This window comes from Rickettsia lanei (assembly GCF_056242675.1).
Genome location: NZ_CP172233.1, coordinates 837,302 through 855,726, shown reverse-complemented (window position 1 = coordinate 855,726; position 18,425 = coordinate 837,302). Strand labels below are relative to the sequence as shown.

Sequence of the window (18,425 nt, the reverse complement as noted above, 5' to 3'; positions counted from 1 at the left end):
GTAAAATTTGTCCCAGTGAAATAGGAGGTAATTTATTCTTGGCTTTGTTGCATGGACCATTTTATGTCATTCCCGCGTAGGCGGGCATCCAGTAAAACCTATAAAAACTTGTTTTGATAGGTTTATTTTGTCAAATATGCCACTTCTATATCAATATTGAAGTTATTTTGCTGGATCCCCGCTTTCGCGGGGATGACATTGAGTAGGTTGTTCGATCCATACAACAACTCCTCAATTCTTTCCTAATTAAATATTTTTTATAGAATCAAGCACGGTTTCAAGAATCATACTAGCAGCTACTGCATCATCGTTATTATTACGGTCTTTTCTTTTCACTCCAAACGATTTAAGCAAATTATTTGCAGCTTTGGTAGTTAATCTTTCATCTTGTAAATATATAGGCAAGTTTATAGATTTTGCTAGCTCTTCAGCAAATTTCATCACTATATTTGTTTGCTCCGTTACTGCTCCGCTCATATCAATCGGTAGACCTATTATAACACCGCAAACTTTATATTTCTCGATGATATTAAGCAAGGCAGTAATAACAATTTTTTTATTTATCTCGGTTATAGTATTTAAGGGCATAGCAATACTACGTTCTTGATTAGATAATGCGATTCCTAATTTTTTGCTTCCGTAATCAATAGCGATAAGCGGAGCATTTGGTATTAAAAGCCGATAAAATTCTTGAAGATTTTTTATGATCATGATAGTTATAAAAATTACTTTATTAATTATTATTTATGCTAAAAACTATTCAGAAACATTTAGATACGAAATTAATTAAATTATCAGCGATTTTAGCCTTTATTTATTGTTTATTCTTTAATACCGCAATATTGATTTATAAATTTGATTATTATAAAGCAACAATCTTTAGAGGGATATTAGAGTTATCAAAAGATTTTTGCTATATTTATATATTTTCTTTTATAGCATTTTTCGGTCTTAGCGTACATAGATTAGTGTTAAAAATCGGCGTGGGGTTTTTATTTATAACATCCGCTATTGCTAGTTATTACATTTATTTCTTCAAAATCAAGCCTACTAAACAAGTAATAGGTAGTTTTTTCTCAACGGATTTAAACGAAGTTTATGAATTAACCAGCATTAAGTTAATAATATGGATAATTTTTTGCCTTTTGACCTGTTTTTATACTCTCAAATCTTTTGCCGCCGAAAATTCTAAATCATTCGTAACAAAACTATTATCTACCGCTTGCTTACTTATTTTTGTATATAATATTATTACTCCTTCATTTAAGATACTAAAAAATTATTTTCCCATTCAGTATTTACATAATAGCTACCTTAATTTTGCCGGAAATTTCGGTGAAAAAAATTATGCATGTATAGATATTAGCAAACAATATAACTTTATAGATAAGTCAGATAAAGATATTATCGGTGTTTTAGTTATAGGAGAATCAGCAAGATTTGATCATTTCGGTATTAACGGTTATGAAAGAGATACGACTCCTTACTTAAAGACTACTCAAAACCTAATTTCTTTCAAAGCTAAATCTTCTTCTAACCTTACCTATCTTTCCGTACCGTCGTTACTTTCACGTTATCCTGCAAGTCAAATTGAAAATAGTAGACAAGAGAACAGCTTTTTATCAATTTTAACAAATCTTGGCTTTAATACTACCTGGATCGGGACTCAAACTTTAATGAGGAGTTTTGCAAATTTTGACCTCAGTAATATATATAATGACGTTAATTTTACTATAGTACCGGGCGGCTCTGCCCTATTTTCTTTAAATGATCATGATGAAAAAATATTGCCTTTTATAAAAGAAATACTAACAAACTCAGAGAAACAATTTTTAGTCGTTCACACTTCCGGCAGCCATTGGAACTATAATGCGAGATATCCAAAAGAGTTTGAGTATTTTACCCCTACCTGTCCTATTAAGGTTAAGGGAGATGCAAGTGATTGCGATAAGCTTGCTTTAGTTAACAGTTATGATAACTCGATTTTATATACCGATTTTTTTTTATATAATTTAATAGATTTGCTTAAAGATAAAAATGCATTTTTATTATATGTATCTGATCACGGCGAGTCCCTCGGAGAAAATGGTTATTACGGTCACGGCGGTCCACTACTTGCAGAACAAATAACCGTACCTCTTATAGTTTGGGTATCAGATGATTTTCAAGCTAAATATCCTCAATCAGTATCTTCAATGAAAAATTATGCTAATACCGAAATTAGCCATGATTATGTATTTCATTCAATCCTTAACTGTTTAAATATAGAGTCCGACATAATAGATAAAGACTTAAGTATATGTAAATCTAGTTAAAAATTATTGAATTATTAAAAAATTTATATATAAATTAAGAACTCAATAATTATATGATTTATTATTATGTCTGATATACCTAAACTAGACGACTATTATTATAGATTTTTACAAAGTATTTTACTTAAAACACTAGAACAAAATAAAGCTGCTGAAACGTATTTATTGCAGAAAGATTTTAATAGCGCTTTAAATGAGATAAAAAATGTAAATGAACAACTTGAAGAATATTCAAGCATTCTTTCTTTACTCAAAGTAATTAAAACCCATTTTAATGATAAAAAAATATATAATTAAGTACCGTTTAACTTAAAATCCTTTTTTTATAATTAAAAATAATATAGAGTGAAAATAAAAAAAGGTATTGAATTATGGAATATGCATTATTAATTTTCAGTATTATAGCGATTTTAGTTATAATACAAATGGTTAAAGTTGTACCGCAACAACAAGCATGGGTAGTAGAAAAACTTGGAAAATTCGATAAGGTACTGCAGCCTGGCTTAAATTTACTCATCCCTGTTATTCAGAGAGTAGCATACAAACATACTTTAAAAGAAGAAGCAATAGACGTTACCGCTCAAACAGCTATTTCAAACGATAACGTAACATTATCTATAGACGGTGTTTTATATGTTAAGATCATTGATCCAATGGCAGCATCTTATGGTGTTAATAATCCTTACTATGCCATAACACAGCTTGCTCAAACTACTATGCGTTCGGAAATCGGTAAACTCCCTTTAGATAGAACTTTTGAAGAGCGCGAAACTTTAAACGTAGCAATTGTAGCAGCTATTAATCAGGCTGCTATAAATTGGGGCATACAATGTATGCGTTATGAAATTAAAGATATTCAACCTCCGCAAACTATACTTAAAGCTATGGAATTGCAGGTAGCGGCAGAGCGTCAAAAAAGAGCTCAAATTCTAGAGTCGGAAGGTAATAGACAAGCAAAAATTAACCATGCAGAAGGTGAAAAAGCACAAATCGTACTGAATTCAGAAGCTTCTTATACAGATCAAGTTAACAGGGCAAAAGGTGAAGCTGAAGCAATAGGCTTAGTCGCTACCGCTACGGCAAATAGTATTGAGATTGTTGCAACTGCCGTACAAAAAACGGGAGGAAGTGATGCAGTAGCTCTTAAAATAGCCGAGCAATATATTAGTGCGTTCGGTAATTTGGCTAAAGATACCAACACCGTAATTTTACCCGCAAATCTTTCAGAACCGAGTAGTTTTATAACCGAAGCATTAACTATATTTAACCAATTAAAAGCTTCTTCTTCGGGAACGAAAATAGATAAGTAGCAATTTATAACGATTTATTATTGTAATAATAATTAGTTTTATATATCATATCAGATTATTAATTAATAAAAGGTTATGAATATGTCAGTATTTGTCGGCAAAACTGCTCCGGATTTTACAGCTAAAGCTATTATGCCTAATAATAATATAGACGATAAGTTTAAACTTAGCAATTATGCTGCAGGGGATAATATAGTGTTATTTTTTTATCCCCTAGATTTTACTTTTGTTTGTCCATCGGAAATTATAGCATTTCACAATAAGCTTGGTGAATTTACCGAAAGACGTACTAAAGTAGTAGCTGTTAGTGTTGATTCGCATTTTAGCCATTTAGCTTGGAAAAATACTCCGCATAATAAAGGCGGGCTTGGACAAGTACAATTCCCAATGGTTTCCGATATAAAAAAGGATATTTCTTCAAAATATAATGTACTTAATGAAGACGGTGTTGCTTTGCGTGGAACTTTTTTAATCGATAAGGATTTCATAGTACGTCACATGCTAGTTAACGACTTACCTATCGGTCGTGATATTAATTATACATTAAAAGTAATCGATGCTTTAACTCATCATCAAAAGCACGGCGAAGTTTGTCCTGCCGGCTGGCATAAAGGTGAGGAAGCAATTACTCCATCACATGAAGGTATAGCACATTATTTAAGCTCACATGCAGAGAAGCTGTAATATATTACTACTGTGTTATTAAAGTGGAAAACTGTCCTACCGTGGCTTGTATAGTGTTGTTGCATTGTTCGATGTCATATCCCGCGAAAGCGGGAATCCAGCAAAAAATAACCTTAACATTGATAAACAATTACATATTTAATAAAATAAACATATAAAAACACAAATTTTTGTATGCTTGACTGGATTCCCGCCTAGGCAGGAATGACATACAGCACTAACGCAATATCAAATAACCCTAAATAATGTTGAAAGAATTATTTTCTGCTCCTAAAATATCTTATAATATTGATTGCAACAATTAATATTTTACGTCTTATTAGGAGTGAAATATCGGTCCTAAAACTTTCTTTAGTTTAATTAAATTATTTGGTGATATAGCAACTGCCATAGATAACGTTCCGGATTTTTCATTGCGAGGCGGAAAGTCAAAACCAATTAAATTTTTCAGTAAAAGCGATGCTGAAAACGAGTTAGAGCTTCTCGAAAAAGACAATGCTAAGATCATCACATCTAAATCGCCGGAATATCAAAATTATTACTTGAAATTTATGATCCACTGCTAATATTAAGCTATAATAATATAGAGTTATTAAATTATACTATATAAATGCGTTGCAATAGTAGGTACAAAAACGCTGCTGCAAACGGAAGAAGCTTTGCGCATAAAATTGCAAATGATTTAGTAAAAGAAGGTTATATAAACGTTTCAGGATTAGCACGAGGAATAGATAGCAGCGTACATCAAGCTGCAATTGCTCAAACTATCGGAGTTATTGCAGGCAGTATTGATCATATATATCCACCGGAAAATAAAAAACTATTGGAAAATTTAGCAGAAGAAGGTTTAATATTATGAGTTACCTATCGGCTTTACCCCGCTTGGAAAACATTTTCCACAGCGTAACAGGATAATATCGGGACTAGCCTTAGGAGTAGTGGTAGTAGAAGCAAGCTTAAAATCCGGTTCATTAATAACTGCAAAATTTGCACTTGAACACAATAAGGCAATATTTGCCGTTCCCGGCTTTCCTTTAGATCAAAAATGTCAAGGTACAAATTGATTAGAGAGGGAGCATATTTAGTGGAATCAGTAGACGATATTGTAGCTAATTTACCGCAATATGAAGAATTTATGAAAAAAGATGATGGATTATTTAAGGATTTTGTTGAGCTAGGAACAGTAAATACGAGATATATTAAAGAACCGTCACAAAAGGAGCGTACTGCTTGCTATATTGGAATTATTATCGGCAGTACCCATAATAGACTTGGAATATTTACAAAAAGAAATAGAATTACCGCTTCCTATCATATATACGGTAATATTAGAATTAGAACTCGCCGGGACAGTAATGCGTCACGCCGGTAATAAAATATCATTAGTTTATAATAAGTAGATGAAATTAGTAATAGTAGAATCGCCGGCAAAGGCAAAAACTATAAATAAATATTTAGGTGATGAGTTTAAGGTCATTGCATCATTCGGTCATATTAGAGATTTACCTTCTAAAAAAGGCTCGGTATTACCTGATGAAAATTTTGCAATGAAATATGATATTTCCGATAAAGCCGGTAAATATGTAGATGCCATAGTTAAAGATGCTACAAAAGCTGATGCAGTATATCTTGCAACCGATCCTGATCGTGAGGGTGAATCTATCTCATGGCATATTGCAGAGGTAATAAAAGAAAAAACTCAAGTTAAATCCGATGATTTTTTCAAAAGGGTAGCATTTAACGAAATCACTAAAAAAGCAATTATTCATGCCGTTGAAAACCCTAGGAAACTTGATACTAACTTAGTAAATGCCCAACAAGCAAGAAGAGCTTTAGACTATTTAGTCGGCTTTACCCTTTCACCTCTTTTATGGCGTAAGTTACCGGGATGTAAATCGGCAGGACGTGTGCAGTCTGTGGCTCTGCGATTAATATGTGAGCGAGAAGATGAAATAGAGCGTTTTAAGTCAGAAGAATATTGGGATATTAGCCTTAAAATGCAAAATAGTAATAACGAACTATTTACTGCTAAATTGACTCAAGTACACGATCAGAAGTTAGAAAAATTCTCAATTATTAACGAAAAAAACGCCAAAGATTTAACCAAAAAATTAAAATCTCAAAAATTTCATGTTGATAAGATAGAAAAAAAACAACAAAAACGTCAACCACAACCTCCTTTTATTACTTCATCACTACAACAAGAAGCAGCAAGAAAATTAGGTTTTAGTGCTAAAAAGACTATGCAAATAGCACAAAAACTTTATGAGGGTGTTGATATAGGTAAGGAAACTATAGGGCTTATTACTTATATGAGAACCGACGGCGTTACATTATCAAATGATGCAATAGCAGATATACGTAAGTTAATCGATAAAAGTTACGGCGATAAATATTTACCGACTAGCCCTAGAATTTATAAATCCAAAGTAAAAAATGCTCAAGAAGCTCATGAAGCAATAAGACCCACAAATATTACTTATACTCCTGATAGCTTAAAAGAAAAGCTAGACAAGGATTATTATAAGCTTTATGAGTTGATTTGGAAAAGAACTATAGCCTGCCAAATGGAAAATGTTATAATGGATTTGGTAGTTGCAAATTTAGCTTCGGAAAATAAAGAATATTTAGCAAAAGCAAACGGATCGACTATAGCCTTTGACGGATTTTATAAGGTTTATCGTGAAAGTATGGACGATGAAGCTGAAGAAGAAAATAAAATGCTGCCGCCTTTAAAAGAACAAGAGCCGCTGAAAACTAAAGCAGTTATTCCAAATCAACATTTTACCGAACCGCCTCCAAGATATTCAGAAGCAAGTTTAGTGAAAAAACTTGAAGAGCTTGGAATCGGTCGTCCTTCGACCTATGCTAGTATTTTATCGGTTTTACAAGATCGAAAATATGTTGCTCTTGAGAAAAAACGATTTATACCTGAAGAGCTTGGACGTTTGGTAACGGTATTTTTAGTCGGTTTCTTCAAAAAATACGTTGAATATGATTTTACTGCAGGACTTGAAAACGAATTAGACGCAATAGCAGCCGGCAAACTTGAATGGAAAGCTGCTTTAAATAATTTTTGGAGCGGTTTTAACCATAATATTGAATCAGTAAACGAGCAGAAAATAACCGAGATTATTAGCTATGTACAAAAAGCCCTTGATTATCACCTGTTCGGTGAGAATAAAGAATCTAAAATTTGTCCTTCATGTCACACGGGCGAGCTTAGCTTAAAGCTTGGTAAGTTCGGAGCGTTTTTAGCATGTAGTAATTACCCTGAATGTACTTTTAGAAAAGCTATTGTTAGCGGTAACGATAACAACGAAAATGAAGGCGAGCCTGCTGCTATGCCTAATGAGAATAAAGTTTTAGGTACGGATAAAGACGGAGTAGAAATATATCTGAAAAAAGGACCTTACGGACCTTATATTCAACTTGGCAAACAAGAAGGCAAAGTAAAGCCCAAACGTAGCCCCGTGCCTGCTAGCTTGAACCAAAATGATATTACACTTGATATAGCATTAAAGCTTCTAAGCTTACCGCTAAAAATAGGTATTCATAAAGATAGCGACGAGGAAATTATGATAGGATACGGTAAATTCGGTCCTTACATAAAATATATGGGTAAATTTATTTCGGTACAAAAAAAATATGATTTTCTAAATTTAAGCTTAGATGATGCGATGAAGCTAATTGAAGAGAATAAAGCGAAATTAGAGAAGAAACAGGCATAAATGGTTCAGTGTCATCCCGTGGACTTGATCACGGGGTCTCAGGACACAGGCTGTGATACAAGATCCCGTGGTCAAGCCACAGGATGACAATTAATAAAATTACTTATTTATGACAAAAGTTATAACACGATTTGCTCCGTCACCGACCGGTATGTTACATGTCGGGAATATCAGGGCAGCATTGCTTAACTGGCTATATGCCAAGAAGCATAACGGACAGTTTATTTTAAGATTTGACGATACGGATTTAGAGCGTAGTAAACAGGAATATAAAGACGCTATCGAGGAAGATCTAAAATTTTTAAATATTAATTGGGATCAGACATTTAATCAATTAAGTCGTTTAAGTAGATATGATGCAATCAAAAATCTATTACTAGACAAAAAAAGATTATATGCCTGCTATGAGACTCCTGAAGAGCTAGAATTAAAGCGTAAATTTCAATTATCTAAAGGTTTACCACCGATTTATGATCGAGCTAGCTTAAATCTAACTGAAGAGCAAGCAAAGAAATATATAGAACAAGGAAGAAAACCGCATTATAGATTTTTGGTAAATCATGAACCGATTAGCTGGCATGATATGATCAAAGGCGAAGTTAAATATGACGGCAAGGCTTTAAGCGACCCAATAGTGATAAGAGCAGACGGTAGTATGACCTATATGTTATGCTCAGTTATTGATGATATTGATTATGATATTACTCATATTATTAGGGGTGAAGATCACGTTAGCAATACCGCCATTCAAATGCAAATGTTTGAGGCTTTAAATACTACTCCTCCGACTTTTGGGCATTTAAGTTTAATAATCAATAAAGATGAGAAAATTTCTAAAAGAGTTGGAGGGTTTGAGATCGCAACTCTTAGAAAAGAAATCGGAATCGAAGCTATGGCAATCGCTAGCTTTTTTAGTTTACTTGGTTCATCAGCACAAATCTTGCCTTATAAATCAATGGAGAAGCTAGCAAATCAATTTGAGATAAGTAGTTTCTCTAAAAGTCCAACTATCTATCAGCCGGAAGATTTAGAAAGATTAAATCATAAATTACTTATAAGTTTAGATTTTGATACAGTAAAAGAACGCCTTAAAGAAATAGATGCCGAGTATATTGATGAAAATTTTTGGTTATCGGTAAGCCCTAACTTGCAAAAATTACGTGATGTAAAAGATTGGTGGGAAATTTGCCATCAAACTCCGAATGTAGAAAATCTAAATTTAGATAAGGAATATTTAAAGCAAGCAGCAGAATTATTACCGCAAGGTGAAATCACTAAAGATAGCTGGAGCATTTGGACTAAAGAAATAACAAATATAACAGGCAGGAAAGGTAAGGAGTTATTTTTACCTCTTCGCCTTGCTTTAACCGCCAGAGAATCAGGACCAGAAATCGCAAGCGTTTTACCTTTGATTGATAGAGAAGAGATAATAAAGCGTTTAACTAGTGCGTGACTCTCGATGTCATGCCCGCGAAAGCGGGGATCCAGTAAAAATAATCTTATTGGTACAAAAATGATATATTTGATAAAATAAACATATAAAAACAAGTTTTTATATGTTTTACTAGATGCCTGCTTTCGCGGGAATGACATAGACACCATGCAACTCCTCGCAATGACAATTGAGTATGACAATATTTTAACTATAATACTCTATCATGTGAGTATTAATAGCACCGGCAAGCTGCGGTATCACCGTAAATATTATCGGCAATAAGAGAAACTATACCTGCTGTTCCTGCTACTAAACCTTCCCACAGTTTCATAAGCTACATATCCTGCAGTTAGTCCTGCTTTTACTGTATTTTTTAATCGGACGGCGAAATTAAAATTGCCCCTAATGTAAAAGCACCGATAAGAACCGGAGGATTGTAATAAGCAAAAGTTGCAAGGCTTGCTACAGTTGCTTGAGCAAATGTAGATACAACAGAATAATTAGAGTTGTTCACATCAGAAACACAACCCTGAACGGAACATACAGTTTTTGCACCGTTTTCTATCACATTAATAGCATGTTCCGTTGCTAAGGTAGCACATACATTGTGCAATCTGTCACAGCTTTGGTAGCATTTTGAAAATGAATTGTAGCACTGTCAAAGTAACTAGATGTTTTTTGTGAAGTTTTTACAATCATTATTATTGTAATTGACGTTTCCGCTATTTATTTGTGGCCCCGTATAGTTTTTTGTCATGATTTTCCCCCTTAAAATTAAATCGTGACGCAATTATAACTTAAATGTTGTTGTGTCAATGGATATTATTAATAATACTTTAAGATAAAAAGAAGGTTTAGCTGTTAAAAAACTTTTTGATTTTTAGCTTATCTTCTTTAGACAAAGTAGGCTTGAACCCGTATATATCTTTTTTATTAGCACTTTCAGGTCTAAATTGAAACTCGCCTTTAATTGTGTTGCTTGTAACTATCTGATCAGGAGCACCCCATTTAGGAACATCATATTTTATAACTATGTCCCTGTTTCTAAGTCCAGATTTATAAGCGTTACTATTTTCGTCAATATCTTTTATTGTATAATTATTTATTAAAGCATCTCTATCAAAACCACGATCATATGCCCACATTGTTATTTTCTCGATCGGCAGCACTTTAGCAACATTAGCTAAATCTATAAGTTTTACCTTGTTCTATATATTCGTTTATCTCTTTATCTATGCCCTTTAGAACATAATTTTTAACTATTGTTTTAAAATAATCGCTTGAAAATTCTTGTTCTTTTGAGGTTTTAAATAAATCAAGCATAACATTATCCAGCGATTTACTCTTATTATTCTCTTTAATGAAATTGTCCAAATAAAGTGCCAAAACAAATCCACTATAGTATGGCAATCTTTGTACTGCATAATCTTGCCAATAATCTGTTTCAATTACATTATTAGGTTCATTTATAACAGGTGATAAATAATAATTCTCAAAGAATTTATTAAATTCTTCTACAAATTCCTCAAGAGTTATTATAACACTAGAACGTAAGGCTAAAACCCTACTATAATAATCGGTAAATCCCTCACTCCACCAATAATTTAATCGTTCTAAGTTATTACGTATTTTCTTCCCTGTCCAATTATGTAGATGTTCATGAGCAAGTCACGTTATATAATCCTGTTTGTCCAAACCGTGAGGAATAAATGCAGTAAAACTATGAGTTAAGCCCGTTCTGGCTATATGTCTAGGTTGATTCCCCTCGCTTAAGCTTAGTAGATAATAAGGAAAAATCATTATCATGGAAAAATGTTCTTTGTCCCTTGATAATTTTATTTATATAAGCAGCTATTTCTTAATCTTTAAAATCAAATTGACCATGTAACGAAAGATATACAGGATTTTTTTGATCGACAATTTTGTAAACACGTAAATCACGCGCTGCATAAACTGCACTATATAATTCAATCGGCATAGCTTTAAATTTCACGCTTTTACCAAGACCATAATCTGATATTGTTTCCCAACTATCAGGAATATTATTCCATTCAATGTTAAACGCTACTATATCATTTCCATTTAGATCACCGGGAGTAGCAAAAAGCCCATAACCCGGTGAATAAATTAAATTTTGTCTAATTATTGCTTCGTGGATATCACAAGGATTACCGGTTTTTTGATATATTGCGTAGCTTAAACAAATAATATGGATTTTTCCCGTATTTAAAATAGCTTTATTCGCGTCTTGATTTCTAAACTGTAATTTTCCAATAGGATATTCTAGCTTCACATTTTTGATTTGCTTGTAATATGTAGGCATTTGCCCATGCATAGGGTACATCTAAAACAACCTCACCACTCATATTGCCGATTATTTCCGTCTCAACTTTGATAGCTGAAACAGACGTATTAGACAAAGGTGTTATTTTGTAATGTATCTGCCTATAAGTATTTACCGATACTAGATTTGAAATTAGAATTCTGATTTACAGAATTTTTATTATTTTTTATGGATTGCCACACCGCCTATATGGCTGCTCGCAATGACGATATCTATGTATGCATGTATTCTATTTAATTATTACTTCCTGACCATTAGCCCATAAGCTTCTATGTCTTCAAGCCATTTAGCGTTTTCTATTGAATATGATTCTTAAAATTCGGCAAGTGTAGGATCAGGTTCGCCTGTTAAATTTTTAAGCCCGTCAAATAAAATGTCTAAAAAACCTATTTTATTCTTTTTACAATAATCTCCTACATCTTCAATATGCTTCGCACGATCATCAACAAATACAATAAACTAGCATTTAGCTCTTCAGAAACTTTTGATAAAGTACCACTTTTTGAGTAATTACCGGTTATAAATATACCTTTATAAAAAATAGCATCATCCTTTTGTCCTGAATTATACATTGCTAATTTTTTATTATCTGAAAATTCGATACCCAGCTCTTTTAGTTCTTTATATCACCAATCGTGCATAGAAGGAATATTGCCAAATGCTCCCGTATTCATTTGTATAAGACCATAAACCGAAAACTTTTCCTTGAGCTTGTTTATAACTTCTACCCACTCTTCATCAATTAATATTACTTTTCGCTGCAAACGCCAATTACTGATAATTTCCTCATAATTGTCATTTCCTTAATTCTATCAATTATTTGATTATAAGGCGGCTGCTTAAAAGTTTTTGATTTAGGAGTTATAAGCATATCGTCAACATCAATGAATATAGATGCACGAGTAGGAGCATTTTTTATTATTAAATCATAAACTTTTTCGGCACTATCGGCAGTTTCAAAATCTTTCATATATACTCCGAAGTCAAATGAAGAGTAGTGATACGAAGTTTAACTTGGAAAAGAGTAATCGATCTGTCAGCTGAGGAGCGGAGCGTATATTAAACGTTCAGCATCTGAGGTCTTACAAAGACATTGTTGCTAATTTTTCAAGTGGGGCGAGTATCAAATTTAATATTAAGTTCTTCAGTTAAAATAGCCATTAATTCAAGCCCTGCTCTATTTGTCCATTTGCCTTGTTCATAAAAAAAATGATAAGGACCGCTAACCGGCGACGACAACCAAATTTCTTTGGCAGCACTTTGTTTATTTATTACATATACCCCTTTATCAGTATCAAGGTTTAATATATCGCCTTGTAAATCTACATCTATACTTGCTTCTTTATCCTGCTCTTCTATCTTTTCTGCTATATATGCAATTGTTGTCTCGGCTATTTTACTAAATTCACTATTATTCATGATAACATCCCTTAAGTAGATAAAAATATACGCAAATCAACTTCAAAAAGAGTAAGGAGTCTATAAGGCAAGGAGCGGAGCGTATACTTAATACATGAGCACCACAGCTCTTATAAGACGACGTAGCCAATTTTGAAGTTCATCGAGTAGATGGTTTTTCAGGATCAATTGCCGGCTCAGGTACTTTAATCAAACTTTTTCGATAAGTTTCAACAAATCTATTATGATCATTAAGATTGTTAGAAAAATTATGCCCGCCTTTACCGTCAACTACAAAAAATAATGCATCCGTTTTAGCAGATTTTACCACTGCTTCTAAAGATTTTAACGACGGACAAGAAATCGGACCGGGTGGTAAACCTTTTATATAATAAGTATTATAGGGTAGTTCTTGCAATAAATCTTTTTTTGTTAAAGCTCTTGCTAATTTAAATTTTCCTTCAGTCAAAGCATATATAGTAGTCGAATCGGCTTGTAGCTTCATATTTTTCTTTAAACGATTAATGAATACTGCTGCTATAATAGGTTTTTCTGCATTTGAACCGGCTTCTTTTTCAATTATCGAAGCTAGCGTTAATACCTCAAGTCTAGTTTTTAATGGAGAATCCGGTGCAAGATTTTGCATTACTTTATCTAAATTAGCAGACATTAAATTTCTCATGTGATCAATTATCTGCTCTTTTTGATCACCGTAAGAAAAAAAATACGTGGAAGGCATTAAAAAACCTTCAGGTATTATCCCTTTTATTTCTCCAAGTAATCGACTTTCTTCATTAATTTTCTTTATAACCTCACTAACTACCGTACCTTCCGGGACAATTATCTTGTGTATTATAGATTTACCGCTTGCTAATATTCTTAAAGTTTGCAGAGGCGATATATTACGAGTAAACACATATTCACCACTTTTAAGAGGTCTTTTTATAGAATAAATTTTAGCAATTACCTTAAAAATTCTTGGATATTTGATTACTGCATTAGAATAAAGTTTTGTAACTATTTGATTTACGGATAATTTAGGTTCAATAATTATCGTTTTATTTTGAGTAAGATCACCCGGCACAAAAATATAAAATATACTAAAATTTAGCAAAGTAATAAATATAGTTAGAGGTACTATCACTAAAAAAAGTTTAGTTTTTAATAGGTTGTTTAACATAATAACTATTATTTTTATAAGGCTTAGAAAGATTGACAAAAATAATTACCATGAAATGTGGTTTTTTTTCTTGACATTTGAAATAACATATAGTAAAATTAACTTTTTGCTGAATTTAAATTATATAGTTTGTGCTAAATCAATCAATAGTTTTAATATTTGGTAATTAAAATGAGATAACTAATGAGCAACAAATTAATAACGCAAACCAATTTACTATAACAATAGTATACTCCTGTAAAATGAAAAGTTAGAATTTTTATTACAAACAAAAAATATACATCTTTATTCATAGTGCATATTACTATACCGGCGTTAATACTGATCTTATAATGGGCATTATATATTATGATACAAGATCACAATACCGATCTAAAACACGAAGAACAGACTGAAAGGTTAAAAGCTTTACAAAATAAGTTAGGAAACTTATCCGGTTTCTTGACAACAATGCGTTCTGATAACAATGAGGAATACAAAAAAATTGCCAATGATTTAAAAATTTTAATGAAACAAATTCATACTATAAGAAAAAACATGGAAATATATTTTGTTATTATATTAATATTAATGTTTATTATAATTCAGAAAATGTTGTGGACCATCGGTTTCAAGTACTAATCTTTCTCTTTTAACAACTTTATTTTAGGTTCTAAGAACTCCTGTTTAATAATTTCTGCAGCTATATAAGAAGGTACAGCGTCATCTCGATCACTTGATACAAGCGAATGTTCCAAGCTAAGCCTGTGTCCAAGTACTTTTGTACACCTAGCTAGCTTGCCTTTAAATTTATCGTGTCTAAAACTTTCTGAATTTAGCTGTAATCGGTTTGATTTAAATCCTAATTGCTGCAAAATTTTTTGGCTTTCTATGACCTGCTCATAAACTTTCTTAGAATTAAATAATAACTCTTGAAGCTTATTACTAATAAGATTAGCTCGGCAATTAAATTGGATAAATTCCGGAATTATTTCTTTATCGGCTATAATATTTATCAACGTAACATATTTTATTTTTATCAATAGCCTGATAATAAAAAAGCTTATAAGATTAACTTTATAAGCCACAATCATAGGAGTACCGGAAGCTGCTATCTCTAAAGTATTAGTACCGGATTTTGCTAAAGCTACATCCGCAACAGCATAAGTTTTAAGTCTCTCACTTGAAAATAAATAATTAAACTTAACATCTTCTAGAAACGGTTTTATTATTGCCTCATGAGCAGGATTTGCAAGAGTAAATATAACTTTAAGATTATTACAACTCTCGAATATTTCTTCAATAGAAGAAACAAAAACCGATAAATGCCTTAGAATCTCACCCTTTCTACTACCAAGAGTAACACACAAAACTCTCTCATTCTCATCTATTTTAAACTCTTCACGTAAAGCTATTTTATCACTATAAAACTCTTGCTCCATAATCGGATGACCTATATATCTACAATCAAGACCGACTTTAGTAAAATATGGAGGTTCAAACGGTAGTAAAGTAAATAAACAATCATAAATTTTAGCGTATTTTACTGCCCTACCCTCTTTATATGCCCAAACTGACGGTGCAACGATATGAATCATTTTCAGCTTTGGTAAAAGTTTCCTTACTCGCTTTGCCACACGATAAGTAAACCCTGGTGAATCTATGGTAATTAATAAATCAGCTTTACTATTTATTATATCCTCCACAGTTTTATCAATTAATTTTTTAAGCTTAAAAATATGAGGCAAAATTTCTACAAAACCCATTAAATTTATGGAAGTAATAGGAAATAAGCTTTTAAAGCTACCGGCTTCCTCCATATATTTGCCGCCAACACCAACAAACTGTACAGCGTCATTCACAAAACTTAATACAGGTGAATTGAGTTGTACTCCTGTATTGTTTTTTAAATGCTGCATTATACGACCACCTACAAAGTCTCCTGAAACCTCACCAGCTATAAAGTAAATTTTTGTCATTAAAGATAGTTATTTTTAAGGTTCTCAATTTCTGTTTGTAATCGCTCTATTTCTTTTATAGATACTTCAGTAATCTCATGTATTTTTTCTATCGAGTTTTTTTTCATTAACATCTTTGTTGCTATTTTTATCCTTTTTGTAACTTCACCTTCTTGTTTACTTTTTTCCTCCCCTCCTCTATTCCTTTTGCCATACCTTGTTCTCTACCTTTTTCTTCAGCAGAAACTATATAATCACGCTCTTTATAGCTTCTATTCATATAGGCATGATAAATTATTTGCTCTTTAGGAGTCATCTTCAGTATATCAAGACGTTTTGCTACTGTCTTCATATATGGTGATTTAAAATCTTTCTTAACTTCAGAATTTTTTACTACATATAGCCATTCATCCAATTCATCTCTTATAACAGCATTAAATAATGGTACTGATATTACAACATATTCTGGAAATACATTATATAAATCAAATATTTTACCTCTCATATCTCCCAAAGAAAATTTCATAGGGTGTTTTTTATCAACTTCTCTAAAAATAGTCTTACCGTGATATAAAGGTGCTTTCATATTATCAAAAGGAAAATACAATTTTTCTTTATTACTGCCACTTTCTAGTAAGGGGATTTCATTTTAACAGCACTATAACCAGCATCTTTAAGAATAGCCGAAATAAATCCCTCGACTATTTCATAATCCCCTGTATCTTTTAATAAATATTTTATAGCGTAATCAAAACTTATTATAGTACTCATATCTTTTATCCTTAAATCATCTTAAATATATTGCAAAAAATGAAGACAGTATACGAAGATCAACTTCAAAAAGAGCAAGGAGTCCACAAGGCGAGGAACGCATCGTATACTTAATACGTGAGTACCGAAGCTCTTGTAGGACGACGTAGCATTTTTGAAGTTGATCTTCGTATACATATTATTAAATTCCATTTTACGGTAACTCAAAGCTTCTGCAATATGCACTTTCAAGACCTTCTCAACATTCTTAAGATCAGCAATCGTGCATGCTACTCTAAGTATTCGGTTATAAGCACGCATTGATAAACAAAATTTATTTGCCGCTTCATTCAGTAAATCTTTACTTTCATCCGCAGGCATAGCATAATCTATTAACACCTGCCCATCTAATCTGTTATTTGTTTTAATATTAATAGCCCTCATATCTCTTTTCTTGAATTAAACGTACTTTCTCAACTCTTGCAGCTATATATTCAGATTCTTCCTCAGAGTTATCTACAATCAAGTCATAATTATAAACATTAATACTAGTTACTGCTATATGCAAATTAAATCTATCCATAATAGGTCCCGATACTTTCATTTGATAGTCGCTAGCACATTTTGGAACTTTCATACATTCTTTATAAGAATCGCCTCAATAACCGCATTTACAAGGATTCATAGCTGCTATTAACTGGAAATTTGCCAGATATTTTATATGAGCATTTGATCGTGAGATTAGTATTTCACCGTTTTCAATAGGCTGTCTTCATGCATCAATAACATGCTGTGGAAATTCAGGTAGTTCATCTCAAAATAATACTCCGTTATGAGCTAGCGTAATTGCCCCCAGGCTTTACTTTTTTTCCGACACCGCCACCGACCATAGCGGCCAATGAGTATGAATAATGTGGAGTTCTACACGGCCTTACTTTGGTAAGTTTACCGTCTAAAAATTTTCCTGCAATACTTGTAATCTTACTACATTCTAAAATTTCTTTTGTAGACATTTTAGGTAGTATACTGGGAAGACAGGCAGCAAGTCTTGATTTACCGGTTCCGGGAGGACCAAACATTAAAAGGTTATGCCACCTGATGCTGCAATTTCTAAAGCTTGTTTAGCAATTTTGTGACCTTTTATATCTTTAAAATCAGGATAATTTATCGGCTCATCTTGTAGCTTAGCTTCCGGAGGAGTTGAAACTTGTGAACCTTTAAAATGATTTACTAGTTCAATTAAATTACCTACAACAAGTATATTATCATTTTACCCGACCAAGCAACTTCCGAGCTGTTTTTACTTGAACAAATAAGACCTTTACCTCTAAAAGAAGCCCC

The 18,425-nt window shown here is 32.4% G+C and carries 25 protein-coding genes and 3 pseudogenes; 11 read left to right on the top strand and 17 right to left on the bottom strand.

Going from position 1 to position 18,425, the window contains the following annotated elements; translation table 11 throughout:
- Positions 1-246: 246 nt before the first annotated feature.
- Positions 247-711: a Holliday junction resolvase RuvX gene (ruvX, locus tag ACHBLB_RS04885; RefSeq protein ID WP_475840984.1), complete on the bottom strand. Its 465-nt coding sequence runs from the start codon at positions 709-711 to the stop codon at positions 247-249.
- A gap of 35 nt (positions 712-746) precedes the next feature.
- Between ruvX and ACHBLB_RS04880 the strand changes: the two genes are divergently transcribed.
- The 10 genes from ACHBLB_RS04880 to gltX all read left to right on the top strand — a co-directional run bounded on the left by ACHBLB_RS04880 (position 747) and on the right by gltX (position 9,493).
- Positions 747-2,315 carry a phosphoethanolamine transferase gene (locus ACHBLB_RS04880; protein ID WP_475840981.1) on the top strand — a complete coding sequence of 523 codons (1,569 nt, stop codon included), beginning with the start codon at positions 747-749 and terminating at the stop codon, positions 2,313-2,315.
- A 66-nt stretch (positions 2,316-2,381) separates the two neighbouring features.
- A complete protein-coding gene (locus ACHBLB_RS04875) occupies positions 2,382-2,612 on the top strand; it encodes a hypothetical protein (RefSeq protein ID WP_085065766.1) in 231 nt (76 codons plus the stop codon).
- A 74-nt stretch (positions 2,613-2,686) separates the two neighbouring features.
- Positions 2,687-3,625, top strand: a complete 939-nt coding sequence (locus ACHBLB_RS04870; RefSeq protein WP_004996064.1) for an SPFH domain-containing protein — start codon at positions 2,687-2,689, stop codon at positions 3,623-3,625.
- Positions 3,626-3,706: 81 nt separating this feature from the next.
- Positions 3,707-4,309, top strand: a complete 603-nt coding sequence (locus tag ACHBLB_RS04865) for a peroxiredoxin (RefSeq protein ID WP_012150652.1) — start codon at positions 3,707-3,709, stop codon at positions 4,307-4,309.
- Between the two features lie 332 nt (positions 4,310-4,641).
- Complete coding sequence (locus tag ACHBLB_RS04860) at positions 4,642-4,875, top strand: DNA processing protein DprA (RefSeq protein WP_475842754.1); 234 nt, start codon at positions 4,642-4,644, stop codon at positions 4,873-4,875.
- Positions 4,876-4,919: 44 nt separating this feature from the next.
- The gene (locus ACHBLB_RS04855) at positions 4,920-5,168 is read left to right on the top strand and encodes a DNA-processing protein DprA (protein ID WP_475840979.1); all 249 of its coding nucleotides are present in this window, start codon (positions 4,920-4,922) and stop codon (positions 5,166-5,168) included.
- Between the two features lie 7 nt (positions 5,169-5,175).
- The gene (locus ACHBLB_RS04850; protein WP_475842752.1) at positions 5,176-5,373 is read left to right on the top strand and encodes a DNA-processing protein DprA; all 198 of its coding nucleotides are present in this window, start codon (positions 5,176-5,178) and stop codon (positions 5,371-5,373) included.
- 174 nt (positions 5,374-5,547) lie between these two features.
- Entirely contained in the window at positions 5,548-5,709 is a 162-nt protein-coding gene (locus tag ACHBLB_RS04845) for a DprA-like winged helix domain-containing protein (protein ID WP_475840977.1), read from the top strand.
- Positions 5,710-8,040 (top strand): type I DNA topoisomerase, encoded by a 2,331-nt coding sequence (gene topA / locus ACHBLB_RS04840; RefSeq protein ID WP_475840974.1) that lies wholly within the window; start codon positions 5,710-5,712, stop codon positions 8,038-8,040.
- A 109-nt stretch (positions 8,041-8,149) separates the two neighbouring features.
- The gene (gene gltX / locus ACHBLB_RS04835) at positions 8,150-9,493 is read left to right on the top strand and encodes a glutamate--tRNA ligase (RefSeq protein WP_475840971.1); all 1,344 of its coding nucleotides are present in this window, start codon (positions 8,150-8,152) and stop codon (positions 9,491-9,493) included.
- A gap of 355 nt (positions 9,494-9,848) precedes the next feature.
- Here gltX and ACHBLB_RS04830 read toward each other — a convergent pair whose 3' ends face one another.
- The 10 genes and pseudogenes from ACHBLB_RS04830 to mltG all read right to left on the bottom strand — a co-directional run bounded on the left by ACHBLB_RS04830 (position 9,849) and on the right by mltG (position 14,397).
- The gene (locus ACHBLB_RS04830) at positions 9,849-10,043 is read right to left on the bottom strand and encodes a hypothetical protein (protein ID WP_041472379.1); all 195 of its coding nucleotides are present in this window, start codon (positions 10,041-10,043) and stop codon (positions 9,849-9,851) included.
- A 286-nt stretch (positions 10,044-10,329) separates the two neighbouring features.
- On the bottom strand, positions 10,330-10,620 hold the full coding sequence (locus ACHBLB_RS04825) for a hypothetical protein (RefSeq protein WP_475840968.1): 291 nt from the start codon (positions 10,618-10,620) through the stop codon (positions 10,330-10,332).
- A gap of 34 nt (positions 10,621-10,654) precedes the next feature.
- The gene (locus ACHBLB_RS04820; protein ID WP_475840965.1) at positions 10,655-10,861 is read right to left on the bottom strand and encodes a hypothetical protein; all 207 of its coding nucleotides are present in this window, start codon (positions 10,859-10,861) and stop codon (positions 10,655-10,657) included.
- A gap of 156 nt (positions 10,862-11,017) precedes the next feature.
- Positions 11,018-11,104 (bottom strand): annotated as a pseudogene (locus ACHBLB_RS04815) (M61 family metallopeptidase); the annotation flags it as partial.
- 229 nt (positions 11,105-11,333) lie between these two features.
- Positions 11,334-11,810 (bottom strand): hypothetical protein, encoded by a 477-nt coding sequence (locus tag ACHBLB_RS04810; RefSeq protein WP_475842750.1) that lies wholly within the window; start codon positions 11,808-11,810, stop codon positions 11,334-11,336.
- Between the two features lie 321 nt (positions 11,811-12,131).
- The gene (locus tag ACHBLB_RS04805; RefSeq protein ID WP_230453593.1) at positions 12,132-12,245 is read right to left on the bottom strand and encodes a hypothetical protein; all 114 of its coding nucleotides are present in this window, start codon (positions 12,243-12,245) and stop codon (positions 12,132-12,134) included.
- A complete protein-coding gene (locus ACHBLB_RS04800) occupies positions 12,233-12,391 on the bottom strand; it encodes a hypothetical protein (RefSeq protein ID WP_475840963.1) in 159 nt (52 codons plus the stop codon). The genes ACHBLB_RS04805 and ACHBLB_RS04800 overlap by 13 nt, the downstream gene beginning before the upstream one ends.
- Before the next feature lie 176 nt (positions 12,392-12,567).
- Complete coding sequence (locus tag ACHBLB_RS04795; RefSeq protein WP_475840960.1) at positions 12,568-12,789, bottom strand: hypothetical protein; 222 nt, start codon at positions 12,787-12,789, stop codon at positions 12,568-12,570.
- 137 nt (positions 12,790-12,926) lie between these two features.
- A complete protein-coding gene (gene cyaY / locus ACHBLB_RS04790; protein ID WP_012150646.1) occupies positions 12,927-13,238 on the bottom strand; it encodes an iron donor protein CyaY in 312 nt (103 codons plus the stop codon).
- Between the two features lie 139 nt (positions 13,239-13,377).
- A complete protein-coding gene (gene mltG, locus ACHBLB_RS04785; RefSeq protein ID WP_475840958.1) occupies positions 13,378-14,397 on the bottom strand; it encodes an endolytic transglycosylase MltG in 1,020 nt (339 codons plus the stop codon).
- A 348-nt stretch (positions 14,398-14,745) separates the two neighbouring features.
- Here mltG and ACHBLB_RS04780 point away from each other — a divergent pair, with 348 nt between their 5' ends.
- Positions 14,746-15,018, top strand: coding sequence for a hypothetical protein (locus tag ACHBLB_RS04780; RefSeq protein ID WP_014363058.1), 273 nt, complete (start codon positions 14,746-14,748; stop codon positions 15,016-15,018).
- Here ACHBLB_RS04780 and lpxB read toward each other — a convergent pair.
- The 6 genes and pseudogenes from lpxB to ACHBLB_RS04750 all read right to left on the bottom strand — a co-directional run bounded on the left by lpxB (position 15,015) and on the right by ACHBLB_RS04750 (position 18,163).
- On the bottom strand, positions 15,015-16,355 hold the full coding sequence (gene lpxB, locus ACHBLB_RS04775; RefSeq protein WP_475840955.1) for a lipid-A-disaccharide synthase: 1,341 nt from the start codon (positions 16,353-16,355) through the stop codon (positions 15,015-15,017). The two genes, ACHBLB_RS04780 and lpxB, sit on opposite strands and share 4 nt — an antisense overlap.
- Positions 16,355-16,941 (bottom strand): annotated as a pseudogene (locus ACHBLB_RS04770) (RpnC/YadD family protein). Before ACHBLB_RS04770 ends, lpxB begins: the two are co-directional and overlap by 1 nt.
- A 23-nt stretch (positions 16,942-16,964) precedes the next feature.
- Positions 16,965-17,105: a hypothetical protein gene (locus tag ACHBLB_RS04765; protein WP_475840953.1), complete on the bottom strand. Its 141-nt coding sequence runs from the start codon at positions 17,103-17,105 to the stop codon at positions 16,965-16,967.
- A gap of 21 nt (positions 17,106-17,126) precedes the next feature.
- Positions 17,127-17,528 carry a magnesium chelatase subunit ChlI family protein gene (locus tag ACHBLB_RS04760; protein ID WP_475840950.1) on the bottom strand — a complete coding sequence of 134 codons (402 nt, stop codon included), beginning with the start codon at positions 17,526-17,528 and terminating at the stop codon, positions 17,127-17,129.
- Positions 17,515-17,796: pseudogene (locus ACHBLB_RS04755) on the bottom strand (ATP-binding protein). Before ACHBLB_RS04755 ends, ACHBLB_RS04760 begins: the two are co-directional and overlap by 14 nt.
- 118 nt (positions 17,797-17,914) lie before the next feature.
- Positions 17,915-18,163, bottom strand: a complete 249-nt coding sequence (locus tag ACHBLB_RS04750; protein WP_475840947.1) for an ATP-binding protein — start codon at positions 18,161-18,163, stop codon at positions 17,915-17,917.
- Between the last annotated feature and the right edge of the window lie 262 nt (positions 18,164-18,425).

What these genes read in the sequence shown, in the direction of transcription:
- ACHBLB_RS04865 (WP_012150652.1), top strand. Translation starts at nt 3,707, where the DNA reads ATGTCAGTATTTGTCGGCAAAACTGCTCCGGATTTTACAGCTAAAGCT.
- ACHBLB_RS04795 (WP_475840960.1), bottom strand. Translation starts at nt 12,789, where the DNA reads ATGAAAGATTTTGAAACTGCCGATAGTGCCGAAAAAGTTTATGATTTA.
- topA (WP_475840974.1), top strand. Translation starts at nt 5,710, where the DNA reads ATGAAATTAGTAATAGTAGAATCGCCGGCAAAGGCAAAAACTATAAAT.
- ACHBLB_RS04810 (WP_475842750.1), bottom strand. Translation starts at nt 11,810, where the DNA reads ATGCATGGGCAAATGCCTACATATTACAAGCAAATCAAAAATGTGAAG.
- ACHBLB_RS04765 (WP_475840953.1), bottom strand. Translation starts at nt 17,105, where the DNA reads ATGAGTACTATAATAAGTTTTGATTACGCTATAAAATATTTATTAAAA.
- ACHBLB_RS04870 (WP_004996064.1), top strand. Translation starts at nt 2,687, where the DNA reads ATGGAATATGCATTATTAATTTTCAGTATTATAGCGATTTTAGTTATA.
- ruvX (WP_475840984.1), bottom strand. Translation starts at nt 711, where the DNA reads ATGATCATAAAAAATCTTCAAGAATTTTATCGGCTTTTAATACCAAAT.
- cyaY (WP_012150646.1), bottom strand. Translation starts at nt 13,238, where the DNA reads ATGAATAATAGTGAATTTAGTAAAATAGCCGAGACAACAATTGCATAT.
- lpxB (WP_475840955.1), bottom strand. Translation starts at nt 16,355, where the DNA reads ATGACAAAAATTTACTTTATAGCTGGTGAGGTTTCAGGAGACTTTGTA.
- ACHBLB_RS04875 (WP_085065766.1), top strand. Translation starts at nt 2,382, where the DNA reads ATGTCTGATATACCTAAACTAGACGACTATTATTATAGATTTTTACAA.
- ACHBLB_RS04855 (WP_475840979.1), top strand. Translation starts at nt 4,920, where the DNA reads ATGCGTTGCAATAGTAGGTACAAAAACGCTGCTGCAAACGGAAGAAGC.
- ACHBLB_RS04780 (WP_014363058.1), top strand. Translation starts at nt 14,746, where the DNA reads ATGATACAAGATCACAATACCGATCTAAAACACGAAGAACAGACTGAA.
- ACHBLB_RS04760 (WP_475840950.1), bottom strand. Translation starts at nt 17,528, where the DNA reads ATGAGGGCTATTAATATTAAAACAAATAACAGATTAGATGGGCAGGTG.
- mltG (WP_475840958.1), bottom strand. Translation starts at nt 14,397, where the DNA reads ATGTTAAACAACCTATTAAAAACTAAACTTTTTTTAGTGATAGTACCT.
- ACHBLB_RS04750 (WP_475840947.1), bottom strand. Translation starts at nt 18,163, where the DNA reads ATGTTTGGTCCTCCCGGAACCGGTAAATCAAGACTTGCTGCCTGTCTT.
- gltX (WP_475840971.1), top strand. Translation starts at nt 8,150, where the DNA reads ATGACAAAAGTTATAACACGATTTGCTCCGTCACCGACCGGTATGTTA.
- ACHBLB_RS04825 (WP_475840968.1), bottom strand. Translation starts at nt 10,620, where the DNA reads ATGTGGGCATATGATCGTGGTTTTGATAGAGATGCTTTAATAAATAAT.
- ACHBLB_RS04880 (WP_475840981.1), top strand. Translation starts at nt 747, where the DNA reads ATGCTAAAAACTATTCAGAAACATTTAGATACGAAATTAATTAAATTA.
- ACHBLB_RS04800 (WP_475840963.1), bottom strand. Translation starts at nt 12,391, where the DNA reads ATGTATAATTCAGGACAAAAGGATGATGCTATTTTTTATAAAGGTATA.